A 15,668-nucleotide genomic window follows, 5' to 3' on the forward strand; every position below is an offset into this window, starting at 1 on the left:
TATATAGAAGGAAACAACCTGCTACCAACGAAAACGCAGTTGGGCCTGCGGCGCCGGCGGCGCGGCCCCTTCAGCGCCTTGTACAGGAGCATGCGGCGCAGGCGCTTCACCCGCCGGAATCTCTTGCAGCTTGGCCAGCGACAGTTGCGCCCGCAGCTGCTCAGCACTGCCGTTGACGCGATAGACGATCCGATCACCGTCAACGCTCTGCAACTGCGCACCAAAAGGCTCCAGCAAGTGCCCAAGGGCCGCGTAATGCTCCAGAGTCATGCCCTGCACTTCCAGCAACTGCTCGCTGGAAGCACCAGGACGAGTGACGAAACGGGGCGCCAGACGCTGGCTCACCGCCAGCAACACCCCATCGGCCAGGGCCGCGGTATCGGCGCCCTGGACAGTGCCCTGCTCCTTCTGATCGCCCAGCCACAGCCGCCACTTGGCTTGCCATTGGCCACCTTCTTCCCGGGCATGTACCGCCAGCAACGCATCAGCACCGTAACGCTCGGAGGCTTCACGCAGCGGCGCCGGATCGGAACCTTCAAGATTCGGCGCCGTGGCGACGATCTGCTCGTTCAGATCCCCCAGCGGCAGGCGCAGGGGTAAGCCACGATGTTGAGCCGCACGCCGCAAGGGCGCCGCGCTGGCCTGGCCATCACCCACCAGGCTCGAGCCTTCGGTGGAATCACTCAACCACCAGCCGATGATCGACGGCCGGTTGTTGCCCCAGAGCGATAGCCCGGCCTGACGCAGGGCGCGATCGGTGGTGACCGGATCGAAATCCACCTGCAGGCTTTCCGGCGGGCCGGCGTCGTAGCCGTACTGACTGATGATCTGCTGCGGGTCCTTGCGGATCGCCGCCAGCCCTGGCCCCTGGGCGGCCTTGGCGTCGCCAGTGAGGCGCAGCACCAGGGTTTCCAGGGCCCGCTGCGTGGCCTGGTCGCGCTCTTCGGGCGACTGGCTGCTCACAGGCTCACGCACTTGATACAGGCCATTGAGGGTTTCGGCATGACTCGCCAGGCTGACCAATGACAAACAGCCCACAAACAGAAATTTACCCAGACGCATGGAAGATTCCCGACGACAGAAAACGATTGAAACAGCGCACTTGAACCGCGGCGAGCAAGGCTGTGACCACAAGCCTGGGCAAAACATTCACCCGGCGCCCGATAGTTTTCGCGCTGTCATAACGATAGCCACTTGAGCGCTATACCTTATACAGGCATGGGCAGGAGCACCAACACGACCAATCGCGGTTTTTTTAACAGGATATGCCTCTCCCCGTCGGCCCGAGGATGGCCGCTGCCCCTCAAGCCTGATAAAATCGCGCGCCTTCGCAGACCGGCATCAGCTGGGCACCCTGAAACGCTTTTCCTGTGTTTCCGGCAGTCTCACTGGTTCGGTCGATACCCCTGAATCCCCCCTAAAGGCCTGGATCATGAGCAAGCAACCCTCCCTGAGCTACAAAGACGCCGGTGTAGACATCGACGCCGGTGAAGCATTGGTCGAACGCATCAAGAGCGTCGCCAAGCGCACTGCGCGCCCGGAAGTCATGGGCGGCCTGGGCGGTTTCGGCGCCCTCTGCGAAATCCCGGCCGGCTACAAGCAACCGGTGCTGGTCTCCGGCACTGACGGCGTCGGCACCAAGCTGCGCCTGGCCCTGAACCTGAACAAGCACGACAGCATCGGCATCGACCTGGTGGCCATGTGCGTCAACGACCTGGTGGTCTGCGGCGCCGAACCGCTGTTCTTCCTCGACTACTACGCCACCGGCAAGCTCAACGTCGATACCGCAGCCCAAGTGGTAACCGGCATCGGCGCTGGCTGCGAGCTGTCCGGCTGCTCCCTGGTGGGCGGCGAAACCGCTGAAATGCCCGGCATGTACGAAGGCGAAGACTACGACCTGGCCGGCTTCTGCGTAGGCGTGGTGGAAAAGGCCGAGATCATCGACGGCTCGAAAGTTGCCGCCGGCGATGCCCTGCTGGCCCTGCCCTCCTCCGGCCCGCACTCCAATGGCTACTCGCTGATCCGCAAGATCATCGAAGTCTCCGGCGCCGACATCGAAAGCATCCAGCTGGACGGCAAACCACTGACCGACCTGCTGATGGCGCCGACCCGCATCTACGTCAAGCCACTGCTGAAGCTGATCAAGGACACCGGCGCGGTCAAGGCCATGGCCCACATCACCGGTGGCGGCCTGCTGGACAACATCCCGCGTGTGCTGCCTAAAGGCGCCCAGGCCGTGGTCGACGTGGCGAGCTGGCAGCGCCCGGCGGTCTTCGACTGGCTGCAGGAAAAAGGCAACGTCGACGAGCACGAAATGCACCGCGTGCTGAACTGCGGCGTGGGCATGGTCATCTGCGTGGCCCAGGATCAGGTCGAGAACGCCCTGAAGGTCCTGCGCGAGGCGGGCGAGCAGCCATGGGTCATCGGCCAGATCGCCACCGCAGCCGAAGGCGCGGCCCAGGTCGAGCTGAAGAACCTCAAGGCTCACTGATGCAAGAGCGGATGTCGCCGACCTGTGATGTTGTGGTGCTGTTGTCCGGCACCGGCAGTAACCTGCAAGCCTTGATCGACAGCGTGCACACCGGCGACAGCCCGGTGCGCATCGCCGCCGTGATCTCCAACCGCGCTGACGCCTATGGCCTGCAGCGCGCCAAGGACGCGGGTATCGCTACCCGCTTCCTCGATCACACCGCCTTCGAAGGCCGGGAGGCCTTCGATCAGGGGCTGATCGAGCTGATCGATACCTTCCAACCCAAACTGGTGGTCCTGGCCGGATTCATGCGCATTCTCAGCGCCGGGTTCGTCCGCCACTACCAGGGCCGGCTGCTGAATATCCACCCCTCGCTGCTCCCGAAATACAAAGGGTTACACACTCATCAGCGGGCGCTGGAGGCCGGAGATACGGAGCATGGCTGCAGCGTGCACTTCGTCACCGAGGAACTCGATGGCGGCCCTCTGGTCGTACAGGCTGTGATCCCGGTAGAGTTGCACGACTCGCCGCAGAGCCTGGCGCAGCGAGTGCACGTCCAGGAACACCGGATTTACCCCATGGCCGTACGCTGGTTTGCCGAAGGTCGGCTGACGCTCGGCGATCAGGGTGCTTTACTGGATGGTCAATTACTGGCCGCCAGCGGCTATTTGATTCGAACCTAGGAGATTTTATGCGTCGCGCCCTGCTCTTCGCTTGCGCTCTGTTCGCCATGCCGGCTGTGCAGGCGGCAGACCTTCACCCGTTCTCCGCCAGCTACACCGCCGACTGGAAGCAACTGCCCATGAGCGGCACTGCTGAACGCAGCCTGGAAAAAACCGCCAATGGTGCGTGGAAACTCAGCTTCAAGGCATCGATGATGATTGCCAGCCTGAGCGAGGAAAGCACCCTGACCCTGGACAAGGACACCCTGGTGCCCCAGTCCTATCGCTTCGAGCGTGGTGGTCTGGGCAAAGCCAAGAAAGCCGACCTGGATTTCGACTGGAAAGCCAAGATGGTCACCGGCACCGACCGTGGTGATGCGGTCAAGCTGCCGCTGAACACCGGCATGGTGGATAAATCCACCTACCAGCTGGCCCTGCAGCACGATGTGGCAGCCGGCAAGAAGACCATGAGCTATCAAGTGGTCGACGGCGGTGAAGTCGACACCTATGACTTCCGTGTCCTGGGCTCGGAGAAGGTTGACACCAAGGCTGGCCAGATCGATGCGATCAAGGTCGAGCGCGTTCGCGACCCGACACAGAGCAAACGCATCACCGTGATGTGGTTCGCCAAGGACTGGGATTACCTGCTGGTGCGCCTGCAACAGGTGGAAACCGACGGCAAGGAGTACAACATCATGCTCCTCAACGGCACCGTTGACGGCAAGACGGTCAAAGGCAGCTGAGCCGCAGCAGTCACGAAGCCTCGCGAAAGCGGGGCTTTTTTTGCCCGGGATTTGGTTCCTCGCCCGCACAGCAAGCCCCGGCACAAGCCCTCGAAGATGAAACTTTTGTCATGAAGCGGTACGCCCTGCGGCGAAATGTCACGGTTTACGCGGGCTGCAGGATTTTCTTCGATTCTGCAAAGGTTTGTTGCAGCGCCAGGCAATTTACTTAGCAAGCTAACAAAATATATAACAGAGTCCTGCACACGCCTTGCTGCAGATCAACAGAGATTGGAGCTAGCAGATGACTGTAAAAGTAACTGAACGCGACGATTCACATATGTCCCATGAAGGCGTAGCCGCGGGTGTACGGATCTGGGATGTACATCAACAAGACATGCTGGTGGGCATGTTCCACTCCGAGAGCGACGCCCACAGCTACAAGGCTGAATTGGAAAAACTCGAGCAGAACCGCGCGCCCCAGAGCTCCTGACTCGACCTCAGTGCCGGAGTGCCGGGATCTCCACGCGGATCAACGGTCTCCCCCACAAACGACAAACCCCGCCATGAGCGGGGTTTGTCGTTATTCAAGGCTTACCACATCAGATCGTCGGGGATCTGGTAGGCCGCGTACGGATCATCTTCATCCGGCGCCTCGGTGGGCGTATTGAGCTGCACGATTCGGCGCGGGTCGCGCTCCTGGATCTTCAGCGCGGCTTCCCGCGGAATCACCTCGTAGCCGCCGCCATGGTGGACGATGGCCAGGGAGCCGCTGCTCAGCTTGTTGCGCATGAGGGTATTCACCGACAGGCGCTTGACCTTCTTGTCGTCGACGAAGTTGTAGTAGTCCTCGGTGTTCAGCTTGGGCAGCCGCGACACTTCGATCAGTTGCTTGACCTGCGCCGCGCGGGCTTTCTGCTCGGCCTTTTCCTGTTGCTGACGGTTGAGCTCCTGGTCGCGCTTGACCTTCTCGGCCATGGCTTCCTGGGCCGCACGCTGCTGGGAGTCATCGAGTTCGATCTGGCCTTTGTGGGCCAGGCGCTGCTGCTTCTGCTTGTCTTTGCTGACCTGCTTGGCCTGCTTTTGGTTGACCAGCCCTGCTTTGAGCAACTGGTCGCGAAGGGAAAGGCTCATGGTGCTTACTCACTTAGGCAACGGCCTCAGCCGCAGCTGGGCAAATTCTTTTCCTGACGTTTGGCTTCGCCCCACAGGGCATCCAACTCTTCGAGGGTGCAATCTTCCATGGGACGGGCAGTGTCGCGCAATGCCTGCTCGATAAATCGGAAGCGTCGGTCGAACTTGGCGTTGGCACCGCGCAGGGCGGTTTCCGGGTCGACCTTGAGGTGCCGGGCCAGGTTGACCACGACAAACAGCAAGTCACCGATTTCATCGGTGATCGCCGCCGCATCGTTGTCGGCCATGGCTTCCAGCACTTCATCCAGTTCTTCACGAACCTTGTCCACCACCGGCAGGGCTTCGGGCCAGTCGAAACCGACCTGGGCCGCACGCTTTTGCAACTTGGCGGCGCGGGACAAGGCCGGCAAGGCCACCGGCACATCATCGAGCAGGGACAACTGCTGGGGAGCCTCGGACTTCTCCGCGCGCTCCTCGGCCTTGATCTGCTCCCAACGCTCCTTGACCTGGTCTTCATCGAGCCGCGGGATGTCCAGCGGCGCGTACAGGTCCCCGGTGGGAAATACATGGGGATGCCGGCGGATCAGCTTGCGCGTGATGCCGTCCACCACCGCGTCGAACTCGAAACGCCCCTCCTCCCGGGCCAGCTGGCTGTAGTACACCACCTGGAACAGCAGGTCCCCCAGCTCGCCCTGCAAGTGGTCGAAGTCGCCGCGCTCGATGGCGTCGGCCACTTCATAGGCCTCTTCCAGGGTATGGGGGACGATGCTGGCGTAGTTCTGCTTGATGTCCCACGGGCAGCCATACTGCGGGTCGCGCAGGCGCGCCATGAGGTGGAGCAGGTCTTCAAGGCTGTACATCAGTTCATCCATTTCATACAGGCATCAGGGGGTCCGGTTGCGCCGGGTCTCGATGATGTTAGGCAACTGGGAAATCCGCCCCAACAGGCGACCCAACGCGTCCAGCCCCGGGATCTCGATAGTCAGGGACATCAACGCGGTGTTGTCCTCCTTGTTCGAGCGGGTGTTGACCGCCAGCACGTTGATCCGCTCGTTGAGCAGCACCTGGGACACATCACGCAGCAGGCCGGAACGGTCGTAGGCGCGGATGATGATATCCACCGGATAGGTCAGCACCGGCACCGGCCCCCAGCTGACCTGGATGATCCGCTCCGGCTCGCGCCCGGCCAGTTGCAGCACCGAGGCGCAGTCCTGGCGGTGAATGCTCACGCCGCGGCCCTGGGTGATGTAGCCGACGATCGCATCCCCCGGCAATGGCTGGCAGCAGCCGGCCATCTGGGTCATCAGGTTGCCCACGCCCTGGATCTGGATGTCGCCACGCTTGCCCGGCTTGTAGCCGGCAGCCTTGCGCGGAATCAACTCCAGTTGCTCGTTGCCCCGCTCCGGCTCCACCAATTGCTGGGCCAGGTTGACCAGTTGCGCCAGGCGCAGGTCCCCCGCGCCCAGGGCGGCGAACATGTCCTCGGCGATCTTCATGTTGGCCTTCTCGGCCAGCTTGTCGAAATCCACCTGTGGCAGGCCGAGTCGGCTCAGTTCGCGTTCCAGCAGGGTCTTGCCGGCGGCGACGTTCTGATCGCGGGCCTGGAGCTTGAACCAGTGGACGATCTTCGCCCGCGCCCGGGACGTGGTGACATAGCCCAGGTTCGGGTTCAGCCAGTCGCGGCTCGGCGTGCCGTGCTTGCTGGTGATGATCTCCACCTGCTCGCCGGTCTGCAGGCTGTAATTGAGCGGCACGATGCGCCCGTTGATCTTCGCGCCCCGGCAGTTGTGGCCGATCTCGGTGTGCACCCGGTAGGCGAAATCCAGCGGCGTGGCGCCCTTGGGCAGGTCGATGGCGTGACCGTCGGGGGTGAAGATGTACACCCGGTCCGGTTCGATATCCACCCGCAGCTGTTCGGCCAGACCGCCGATATCCCCCAGTTCCTCGTGCCATTCGAGCACCTGGCGCAACCAGGAGATTTTCTCTTCGTAATGGTTGGAGCCGGACTTGACGTCGGTGCCCTTGTACTTCCAGTGCGCGCAAACCCCCAGCTCCGCCTCTTCGTGCATGGCGTGGGTACGGATCTGCACTTCCAGCACCTTGCCCTCAGGGCCGATCACCGCCGTGTGCAACGAGCGGTAGCCGTTCTCCTTGGGGTTGGCGATGTAGTCGTCGAACTCTTTGGGGATGTGCCGCCACAGGGTATGCACGATGCCCAGCGCGGTGTAGCAATCGCGCATTTCCGGCACCAGCACCCGCACCGCGCGCACGTCGTATATCTGGCTGAATTCCAGGCCCTTGCGCTGCATTTTGCGCCAGATGGAATAGATGTGCTTGGCCCGCCCACTGATGTCGGCGTTGACCCCGGTGGCCTTCAGTTCGTTCTGCAGCTGGTTCATCACGTCGCTGATGAAACGCTCGCGATCCAGGCGCCGCTCATGCAGCAGCTTGGCGATCTGCTTGTACTGCTCGGGCTCCAGGTAACGGAAGGACAGGTCTTCCAGCTCCCACTTGATATGCCCGATACCCAGGCGGTGAGCCAGGGGTGCGTAGATGTCGAAGACTTCCCGGGCAACCCGGTTGCGCTTCTCTTCGTCGGCGCTTTTTACCGCTCGAATCGCACAGGTACGCTCGGCCAGCTTGATCAGTGCAACCCGCACGTCATCTACCATGGCCACCAGCATCTTGCGCAGGTTTTCCACCTGGGCCTGGGTGCCCAGCACCAGGGACTGGCGGGGGCTGAGGCTGGCGGTAATGGCCGCCATGCGCAAGACGCCATCGATCAGCTTGGTGACCACCGGACCAAACCGCTGGCTGACCGCCGGCAACTGGATCTGGCCCTCGCGGACACCCCGGTAGAGCACCGCGGCAACCAGGGAGTCCTGATCCAGCTTAAGATCGGCGAGGATCTCGGCGATCTCCAGGCCCGTGCTGAAACTCGACACGTCCTCGGGGCTGAGATTCTTCGTTGCTATGTGCTGCAGTTCCGCCTCGCGAGCGAACTCGCAGGCTTCTTTCAAGGCTTCACGGTCCAGTGCCATGTCGACGCTGACCGTATGATCGAGCCATGCCTCGAGATTGATACTGCCGTCGGTGTTGATCGGCTGGTGCGCTCTCACCTGTACCATCTTGCTTTACCTTCCCTACGACGCACATTCAATGCGTCAAATCGCTGACCTTCAACGCTCGGGTGCGGCTCGCAGGGCCAGCGCGCCACTCCCGAAAGACCAGTCGGATTAGACAAGCCATCCTAGCTCGCTTCAAATAACGCCATGGCCTCGACATGCGCCGTCTGAGGAAACATATCGAGGATCCCGGCACGTTTTAATCTATAGCCCTGCTTGATCAGTTCGACCGTGTCACGAGCCAAAGTTGCCGGATTGCATGACACGTACACCAACCGCTTGGCACCCAGGGTCGCCAACTGGCGGACCACCTCGAAAGCACCGTCGCGGGGTGGGTCCAAGAGTACCGCAGAAAAGCCTTCATCAGCCCACTCGGCAGCGCTCAGAGGTTGGGATAAATCGGCTTGAAAAAAGCGCGTGTTATGCAAATTGTTGCTGGCGGCATTCTCCGCGGCGCGCGCCACCATGGTCGCCACGCCCTCTACCGCCACCACTTCCCGCACCTGTCGGGCCAACGGCAAGGCGAAGTTGCCCAGGCCGCAAAACAGGTCCAGCACCCGCTCATCAGCTTGCGGCGCCAGCCACTCCAGGGCCTGGGCGACCATCGCTTCATTGACTCCCGCATTGACCTGGATGAAGTCACCCGGCCGATACGCCAGGTGCAGGTCCCAGGTCTCCAGGCGGTAGCCCAGAGCCTGCGATGGATCAAAGGGTTGCGGCTCGCCTTCACCGTGCAGCCACAATTGCGCCTGATGGAAATCGCAGAAGTCCTTGAGGATCGTCAGGTCGCTGTCGGACAACGGCGCCATGTGGCGCAACAGCACCGCCAGGGCCGAACCGCTGAACAACTCCACATGCCCCAGTGCCTGAGGCTTGCTCAAGCGTCGCAGCATGGAGGGCAAACGGTTCATGACAGGTTGCAAGGCCTGTACCAGCACCGGGCAATCGTCGATGGCGACAATGTCCTGGCTACCGGCAGCGCGAAAACCCACCTCAAGTTGCTTGCCCTTGGCGTCCCAGCGCACCGCCACCCGGGCGCGGCGCCGATAGCCGAACTCGGGACCGCTCAAGGGGGCGGCCCAGGCCTCGGGCTCGACACCCGCGACCTTGGACAACTGCTCGGCGAGCATGCGCTGTTTCAGGGCAAGCTGTTCGTCATGGGGCAAGTGCTGGACACTGCAACCGCCGCAACGCCCGGCATGGGCACAAGCTGCCGGGCGACGCAGATCACTGGCGTTGAAGATGCGCTCGGCACGGGCCTCTACCACTTTGCCGTGGCTGCCCAACACCCGAGCTTCGACTTCTTCACCGGCCAGGGCACCGCTGACAAACCAGGTACGCCCTTCGACAAAGGCAATGCCACGGCCGTCGTTGGCCAGACGCTGAATCGTCAAACGCTGTTTCTTGCCCACTGGAATCTGCGGCGCCCGGCTACCGCCCGCCGGCTGGAAGCGCAGGCCTCTATCGTGCTTAGCCATCAATTGGGCGCATCGAAAATGCCGGTCGACAGGTAACGATCGCCACGGTCGCAGATGATCGCGACCATGACTGCGTTTTCCACTTCCCGGGACAGGCGCAGCATCGCTGCCACCGCACCGCCGGAAGAGACGCCACAGAAGATCCCTTCTTCACGGGCCAGGCGCCGAGTCACGTCTTCGGCCTCGCTCTGGGCCATGTCGACGATCCGGTCGACCCGACTGGCCTGGTAGATCTTCGGCAGGTATTGCTCGGGCCAGCGGCGAATGCCGGGAATGGCCGAGCCTTCCATCGGCTGCAGACCGACGATCTGCACCGCCGGGTTCTGCTCCTTCAGGTAACGCGAGGTGCCCATGATGGTGCCGGTGGTGCCCATCGAGCTGATGAAGTGAGTAATGCTGCCCTGGGTCTGGCGCCAGATTTCCGGGCCGGTGCCGCTGTAGTGGGCCTCAGGGTTGTCGCCGTTGGCGAACTGGTCGAGCACCTTGCCGCGGCCTTCGGCCTGCATCCGCTCGGCCAGGTCACGGGCGCCTTCCATGCCTTCTTCCTGGCTGACCAGGATCAGCTCGGCGCCGTAGGCGGTCATGGCCGCCTTGCGCTCGGCGCTGGAGTTGTCGGGCATGATCAGGATCATCTTGTAGCCCTTGATCGCTGCAGCCATGGCCAGGGCGATGCCGGTATTGCCCGAGGTCGCTTCGATCAGGGTATCGCCGGCCTGGATCTGCCCGCGCAACTCGGCGCGGGTGATCATCGACAGTGCCGGACGGTCCTTGACCGAACCCGCCGGGTTGTTGCCCTCGAGCTTTAGCAGCAGGGTATTGCTGGTGGCGCCGGGCAGGCGCTGCAGGCGGACCAGGGGGGTGTTGCCGACGCAATCGGCGATGGTTGGGTACTGCAAGGTCATGGCGTATTCGCAATCCAGACTGCGGGGGCGCCTATCATACCGGCAAACGACCGAGCGCCATATCACGCAAAGTGCGAGCCTTATGGCTTATTGGAATAAGGCAGCCCAGGGCAAGCCTCAGGCCGCCAGCAGGCGCACGTGGATGCGCAAGCCCTGGGCCAGGTTCTGCGCCCACAACTGCCCACCCTGACGCCCTACGGCATTGCGGGCGATGCTCAGGCCCAGGCCGAAACCGCCATCCCCCGGTCGCGACCCATCCAGACGAGTGAAGGGGGCGAAGATCCTTTCCAGATCCTCTTCAGCCACCCCCGGCCCTTCGTCATCCAGCCACAGGTGCCAGTACTTGCCGTCGCGCTGGCCTCCGAGGCTGACCCGTGCTCCGGCCGGCGAATGCCGAATAGCGTTGCGCAGGATGTTTTCCAGGGCCTGGGCCAGGGTATTGAGGTGCCCGCGAACCCAGCAATCGGCCTCCAGCTCGCAACGCAGCTGCTGCGCGGACCAGCCACTCTCGAAGCAGGCATTCTCGCTGAGCATCTCCCACAACGCCTGGACCTGGATCTGCTCTTGCGGCAGTGGCGCACGCTCGGTGTCCAGCCAGGCCAGTTGCAGGCTGTCCTCCACCAGCCGCTGCATGCCGTCGACCTCCCGCGCCAAGCGTTCGCGCAGCGCGGCAAGATCACGCTCGCCATCGCAGGCCACGCGCAGGCGGCTCAGGGGGGTGCGCAACTCGTGGGACAGGTCCCGCAACAACTGCTGCTGCACCGCCACGGTACTCTGCAGACGTTCGGACATCTGATCGAACGCCCGTCCCAGTTCGCCCAGCTCGTCCCGACGCTGGGTGGTTTCACTGGACAGCCGCACGTTCAACTGCTCCGCCCGCCAGGCGTTGGCTTGCTCGCGCAACTGGTTCAGCGGCACCACCAGCAAGCGATACAGGCCGACACACAGCAACAAGGTGAACAGCCCGGGAATCACCCCATTGGTGATCACCTGCCAGAACACCCGGTAGCGCCCCGGCATGAAACGTTGTGGCAACTCGATCACCAGGCTGCCCAGGGACGGATCCTCGGGAAAGGGTACTTTCAGCCACGGCAGGCCCCGGGAATGCCGGCTCACCGGCCAGTCGGCACCGCGCAGGAAGGTCAGACGCTGGGCCTCCGCCGGCGTCAACGGGTAGCTGCTCAGGGATTGCAGGTCACTGCCAATCACGCCGATCCAGGTTTTCTCGCGGCTGGCGATCTGCTGGATCCAGGCATCGACACCGGCACTCTGGCCGCCCTTCCAGGCCTGCTCGGCCTCGCGGGCGTAGCTGCCCAAGGTGGCTCTGGCCTCATCGGAGAGGTAGAGGTTCTTCTGCTCCACATAACGCCCCCAGGACCAGCTCAGCCAGATCATCAACAGGCAGAAAGCTACCAACAGGCACGCCAGCTTCCAGAACAGCGAATGCCGCCCCGGCAGATCAGACCAGTTCATCTAAGGCGCTCAGCACATAACCCTTGCCCCACACGGTTCGCAGCTCACGCTCGCTGTAGCCCAGCGCCTTGAGCTTGCGGCGGATCTGGCTGACATGCATGTCCAGGCTGCGGTCGTGAGCCGCATAACCGCGTTGCAGTACATGCTGATAAAGGAAGGCCTTGCTCAACACCTCGTCGCCATTGCGGTGCAAGGTATCCAGCAGGCGGTATTCACTGCGGGTCAGGCCGGCCCATTGCTCGGCAAAGAACACGTCGCTGCGCTCATCGTCGAAGCGCAGGCTCTGGGCCAGGCTGACGGGTACCGGTGGCATCGGTCGCCGGTCCAGGGCGACCCGGCGCAGGATGGCCTCGATGCGCACACGCAGCTCGGCCATGCTGAATGGCTTGGGCAGGTAATCGTCGGCCCCCAGGCGGAAACCGCTGATTCGGTCGGCTTCCGCTCCCAGGGCGGACATCAGCAGCACCGGCGTGGAATGGCTCTGGCGAAAGTGCGTGAGCACTTCCAGGCCATCCATTCCGGGCAACAGGATATCCAGCAGCACCACATCGAAAGGTCGGCGCCGGGCAATGCCCAGCCCTTCCGGGCCGTTCTGGCACCAGGTCACGGCAAAGCCACAATGCTCCAGTTGCTCGCGCACATAGGCACCCAGCACCGGGTCATCTTCAATGGTCAGAATACGTGGTGGCTCAACAGATACGGGAGTCATTGACTTCTGCAAGTGATTCTCAGTTGGGCGATTATTCAAGATTGCCCGGATCGCGGCAACCAGTGCCTTGGTCACAGCCCGGCTTCAGGCATTTCAGGCGACGGCCGCCCTGGCGCAATTTGCCAAGATCAGCCCCCGACAAATCGTTACACTGCGCAGGTGGCGCATCACGGACGTGCCCGTAGACCTTTCAAAACAGCGTGGAAGCAGGAGAGTTGCGTGCTCAAGAAACTGGGAATCAAAGGCCGCGTACTGTTGCTGACCTTGTTGCCAACCAGCCTGATGGCTTTGGTGCTGGGCGGCTACTTCACCTGGATGCAGCTCTCGGACCTGCAGACCCAGCTCCTGCAGCGTGGCGAGATGATCGCGGAACAACTGGCCTCCCTGGTGGCCCCGGCCATGGGCAACCACAACACCCAGATGCTCGAGCGCATTGCCACCCAGGCGCTGGAACAGCAAGACGTGCGCGCCGTATCGCTCCTTGCCCCGGATCGCAGCCTGCTGGCCCATGCCGGCCCCAGCATGCTCAACCCGCCTCCCGCCGGTAACAGCAGCCACATGATGCAACGCTCCGGCAGCGACGCGACCCGCTATCAACTGCCGGTCTTCGGCCGGCACCGCAACCTGGCCGGCGACCTGATTCCCGATGAGTCCGACCGCCTGCTGGGCTGGGTGGAACTGGAGCTGTCCCACAGTGGCATGCTGCTGCGCGGCTATCGCAGCCTGTTCGCCAGCCTGCTGTTGATTGCCGCCGGGCTGGCCGGCACCGCCCTACTGGCAGTGCGCATGGGCCGCACAATCAACAACCCGCTGACCCAGATCAAGCAGGCCGTGGCGCAACTCAAGGACGGCAACCTGGAAACCCGCCTGCCACCCCTGGGCAGCCAGGAGCTGGATGAGCTGGCCTCGGGCATCAACCGCATGGCCAGCACCCTGCAGAATGCCCAGGAAGAATTGCAGCACAGCATCGACCAGGCCACCGAAGACGTGCGCCAGAACCTGGAAACCATCGAGATCCAGAACATCGAGCTGGACCTGGCGCGCAAGGAGGCCCTGGAGGCCAGCCGGATCAAGTCGGAATTCCTGGCCAACATGAGCCATGAAATCCGTACACCGCTCAACGGCATTCTCGGCTTCACCCACCTGTTGCAGAAAAGCGAGCTGACACCACGCCAGCTGGACTACCTGGGCACCATCGAGAAATCCGCCGACAGCCTGTTAGGCATCATCAACGAGATCCTCGACTTCTCGAAAATCGAAGCCGGCAAACTGGTGCTCGACAGCATCCCGTTCAACCTGCGGGACTTGCTGCAAGACACCCTGACCATCCTCGCCCCGGCCGCCCACGCCAAGCAGCTGGAACTGGTGAGCCTGGTCTATCGCGATACGCCGCTGTCGCTGGTGGGCGACCCGCTGCGGCTCAAGCAGATTCTTACCAACCTGGTGAGCAACGCCATCAAGTTCACCCGCGAAGGCACTATCGTCGCCCGGGCCATGCTGGAAGAAGAACACGAAGACAGCGTGCAACTGCGCATCAGCATCCAGGACACCGGTATCGGCCTGTCGAACCAGGATGTGCGCGCCCTGTTCCAGGCCTTCAGCCAGGCTGACAACTCGCTGTCGCGGCAACCCGGCGGCACGGGGCTTGGGCTGGTGATTTCCAAGCGCCTGATCGAACAGATGGGCGGCGAGATCGGTGTCGACAGCACCCCGGGCGAAGGTTCGGAGTTCTGGATCAGCCTCAACCTGCCGAAAACCCGCGACGACGCCGAGGACCTGCCCGGCCCGCCGCTGCTGGGGCGGCGCGTGGCGGTATTGGAAAACCACGAGCTGGCGCGCCAGGCCTTGCAACACCAGTTGGAGGACTGCGGCCTGGAGGTGACCCCGTTCAATACCCTGGAGGCCCTGACCAACGGCATTACCGGCGTGCACCAGAGCGAACAGGCCATCGACCTGGCGGTATTGGGCATCACCACCAACGACATGGCGCCGGAACGCCTGAGCCAGCATATCTGGGACCTCGAACACCTGGGCTGCAAGGTCCTGGTACTGTGCCCGACCACCGAACAGACACTGTTCCATCTGTCGGTGCCCAACCCTCACAGCCAGTTGCAGGCCAAGCCCGCGTGCACCCGCAAGTTGCGCCGGGCCCTGTCCGACCTGGTGACCCCGCGCCGGGCTCGCAGCGAACCGGAGGAAACCCTTTCCAGCCGCGCGCCGCGAGTGCTGTGTGTCGATGACAACCCGGCCAACCTGCTGCTGATCCAGACCCTGCTGGAGGACATGGGCGCCAAGGTGCTGGCGGTGGACAACGGTTACGCCGCGCTGAACGCGATCCAGACCGAACCCTTCGACCTGGTAATGATGGACGTGCAGATGCCCGGCATGGACGGCCGGCAGAGTACCGAGGCGATCCGCCAGTGGGAAAGCGAGCGACACGGTACGCCGCTGCCCATCGTCGCCCTTACCGCCCACGCCATGGCCAACGAGAAGCGCGCCCTGCTGCAAAGCGGCATGGACGACTACCTGACCAAGCCCATCAGTGAGCGCCAACTGGCCCAGGTGGTGCTGAAATGGACCGGCCTGGCCCTGCGCAACCAGGGGCCGGAGCGGGCCAGCGAGCGCCCGGAACTGGGGCTGGAACTGCAGGTACTGGATCAGGACGAAGGCCTGCGCCTGGCCGCCGGCAAGGCCGATCTGGCGGCGGACATGTTGGCCATGTTGCTGGCGTCCCTGGACGCCGACCGCGAAGCCATCAAGGCAGCGCGGGCCGCCAATGACCAGAACGCCCTGATCGAACGGGTCCACCGCCTGCACGGTGCCACCCGCTACTGCGGTGTGCCGCAATTGCGCGCCGCCTGCCAGCGCAGCGAGACCCTGCTCAAGCAGGAAGATGCCAAAGCCTTTGCCGCCCTGGATGAACTGGACCACGCCATCGGCCGCCTGGCTGCCGAAGCGCGGACCAACGCCTGACCCAGGGCAAGACCTGCCCG

13 protein-coding genes are annotated in these 15,668 nt (G+C 63.1%); 5 read left to right on the plus strand and 8 right to left on the minus strand.

Features of this window, described 5'->3' with window-relative positions:
• Positions 1 to 21 precede the first annotated feature (21 nt).
• A complete protein-coding gene (locus KI242_RS23180) occupies positions 22 to 1,062 on the minus strand; it encodes a DUF2066 domain-containing protein (protein WP_015636645.1) in 1,041 nt (346 codons plus the stop codon).
• Between the two features lie 370 nt (positions 1,063 to 1,432).
• Between KI242_RS23180 and purM the strand changes: the two genes are divergently transcribed.
• The 4 genes from purM (at position 1,433) to KI242_RS23200 (ending at position 4,347) form a co-directional block, all read left to right on the plus strand.
• Positions 1,433 to 2,491 (plus strand): phosphoribosylformylglycinamidine cyclo-ligase, encoded by a 1,059-nt coding sequence (gene purM / locus KI242_RS23185; protein ID WP_011062703.1) that lies wholly within the window; start codon positions 1,433 to 1,435, stop codon positions 2,489 to 2,491.
• A gap of 11 nt (positions 2,492 to 2,502) precedes the next feature.
• Complete coding sequence (gene purN / locus KI242_RS23190; RefSeq protein WP_011062704.1) at positions 2,503 to 3,153, plus strand: phosphoribosylglycinamide formyltransferase; 651 nt, start codon at positions 2,503 to 2,505, stop codon at positions 3,151 to 3,153.
• 8 nt (positions 3,154 to 3,161) lie between these two features.
• Entirely contained in the window at positions 3,162 to 3,875 is a 714-nt protein-coding gene (locus KI242_RS23195; protein WP_212805594.1) for a DUF3108 domain-containing protein, read from the plus strand.
• A 283-nt stretch (positions 3,876 to 4,158) separates the two neighbouring features.
• Positions 4,159 to 4,347, plus strand: a complete 189-nt coding sequence (locus tag KI242_RS23200; protein ID WP_011062706.1) for a hypothetical protein — start codon at positions 4,159 to 4,161, stop codon at positions 4,345 to 4,347.
• A 101-nt stretch (positions 4,348 to 4,448) separates the two neighbouring features.
• On the opposite strand, the gene KI242_RS23205 is transcribed toward KI242_RS23200, so the two are convergent.
• The 7 genes from KI242_RS23205 to KI242_RS23235 form a co-directional block, all read right to left on the minus strand.
• Entirely contained in the window at positions 4,449 to 4,988 is a 540-nt protein-coding gene (locus KI242_RS23205; RefSeq protein WP_011062707.1) for a DUF2058 domain-containing protein, read from the minus strand.
• A 26-nt stretch (positions 4,989 to 5,014) separates the two neighbouring features.
• The gene (mazG, locus tag KI242_RS23210; protein ID WP_011062708.1) at positions 5,015 to 5,848 is read right to left on the minus strand and encodes a nucleoside triphosphate pyrophosphohydrolase; all 834 of its coding nucleotides are present in this window, start codon (positions 5,846 to 5,848) and stop codon (positions 5,015 to 5,017) included.
• A gap of 24 nt (positions 5,849 to 5,872) precedes the next feature.
• Entirely contained in the window at positions 5,873 to 8,116 is a 2,244-nt protein-coding gene (gene relA, locus KI242_RS23215) for a GTP diphosphokinase (RefSeq protein WP_011062709.1), read from the minus strand.
• A gap of 122 nt (positions 8,117 to 8,238) precedes the next feature.
• Entirely contained in the window at positions 8,239 to 9,591 is a 1,353-nt protein-coding gene (gene rlmD, locus KI242_RS23220; protein ID WP_077934629.1) for a 23S rRNA (uracil(1939)-C(5))-methyltransferase RlmD, read from the minus strand.
• On the minus strand, positions 9,591 to 10,493 hold the full coding sequence (cysM, locus tag KI242_RS23225; RefSeq protein WP_011062711.1) for a cysteine synthase CysM: 903 nt from the start codon (positions 10,491 to 10,493) through the stop codon (positions 9,591 to 9,593). The genes rlmD and cysM overlap by 1 nt, the downstream gene beginning before the upstream one ends.
• Positions 10,494 to 10,610: 117 nt before the next feature.
• Complete coding sequence (locus tag KI242_RS23230) at positions 10,611 to 11,966, minus strand: sensor histidine kinase (protein WP_053159783.1); 1,356 nt, start codon at positions 11,964 to 11,966, stop codon at positions 10,611 to 10,613.
• Complete coding sequence (locus tag KI242_RS23235; RefSeq protein ID WP_011062713.1) at positions 11,953 to 12,675, minus strand: response regulator transcription factor; 723 nt, start codon at positions 12,673 to 12,675, stop codon at positions 11,953 to 11,955. Before KI242_RS23235 ends, KI242_RS23230 begins: the two co-directional genes overlap by 14 nt.
• Before the next feature lie 219 nt (positions 12,676 to 12,894).
• Between KI242_RS23235 and KI242_RS23240 the strand changes: the two genes are divergently transcribed.
• Entirely contained in the window at positions 12,895 to 15,648 is a 2,754-nt protein-coding gene (locus KI242_RS23240) for a response regulator (RefSeq protein ID WP_053153270.1), read from the plus strand.
• The last annotated feature ends 20 nt before the right edge of the window (positions 15,649 to 15,668 follow it).

Source organism: Pseudomonas sp. Eqa60 (assembly GCF_018326405.1).
GTDB lineage: Bacteria > Pseudomonadota > Gammaproteobacteria > Pseudomonadales > Pseudomonadaceae > Aquipseudomonas > Aquipseudomonas protegens.

Bases quoted from the DNA above. Each gene is read 5' to 3' on its own strand.
- cysM (WP_011062711.1), bottom strand. From the start codon at position 10,493: ATGACCTTGCAGTACCCAACCATCGCCGATTGCGTCGGCAACACCCCC.
- KI242_RS23200 (WP_011062706.1), top strand. From the start codon at position 4,159: ATGACTGTAAAAGTAACTGAACGCGACGATTCACATATGTCCCATGAA.
- mazG (WP_011062708.1), bottom strand. From the start codon at position 5,848: ATGTACAGCCTTGAAGACCTGCTCCACCTCATGGCGCGCCTGCGCGAC.
- KI242_RS23235 (WP_011062713.1), bottom strand. From the start codon at position 12,675: ATGACTCCCGTATCTGTTGAGCCACCACGTATTCTGACCATTGAAGAT.
- KI242_RS23180 (WP_015636645.1), bottom strand. From the start codon at position 1,062: ATGCGTCTGGGTAAATTTCTGTTTGTGGGCTGTTTGTCATTGGTCAGC.
- KI242_RS23230 (WP_053159783.1), bottom strand. From the start codon at position 11,966: ATGAACTGGTCTGATCTGCCGGGGCGGCATTCGCTGTTCTGGAAGCTG.
- purN (WP_011062704.1), top strand. From the start codon at position 2,503: ATGTCGCCGACCTGTGATGTTGTGGTGCTGTTGTCCGGCACCGGCAGT.
- rlmD (WP_077934629.1), bottom strand. From the start codon at position 9,591: ATGGCTAAGCACGATAGAGGCCTGCGCTTCCAGCCGGCGGGCGGTAGC.
- relA (WP_011062709.1), bottom strand. From the start codon at position 8,116: ATGGTACAGGTGAGAGCGCACCAGCCGATCAACACCGACGGCAGTATC.
- purM (WP_011062703.1), top strand. From the start codon at position 1,433: ATGAGCAAGCAACCCTCCCTGAGCTACAAAGACGCCGGTGTAGACATC.
- KI242_RS23195 (WP_212805594.1), top strand. From the start codon at position 3,162: ATGCGTCGCGCCCTGCTCTTCGCTTGCGCTCTGTTCGCCATGCCGGCT.
- KI242_RS23205 (WP_011062707.1), bottom strand. From the start codon at position 4,988: ATGAGCCTTTCCCTTCGCGACCAGTTGCTCAAAGCAGGGCTGGTCAAC.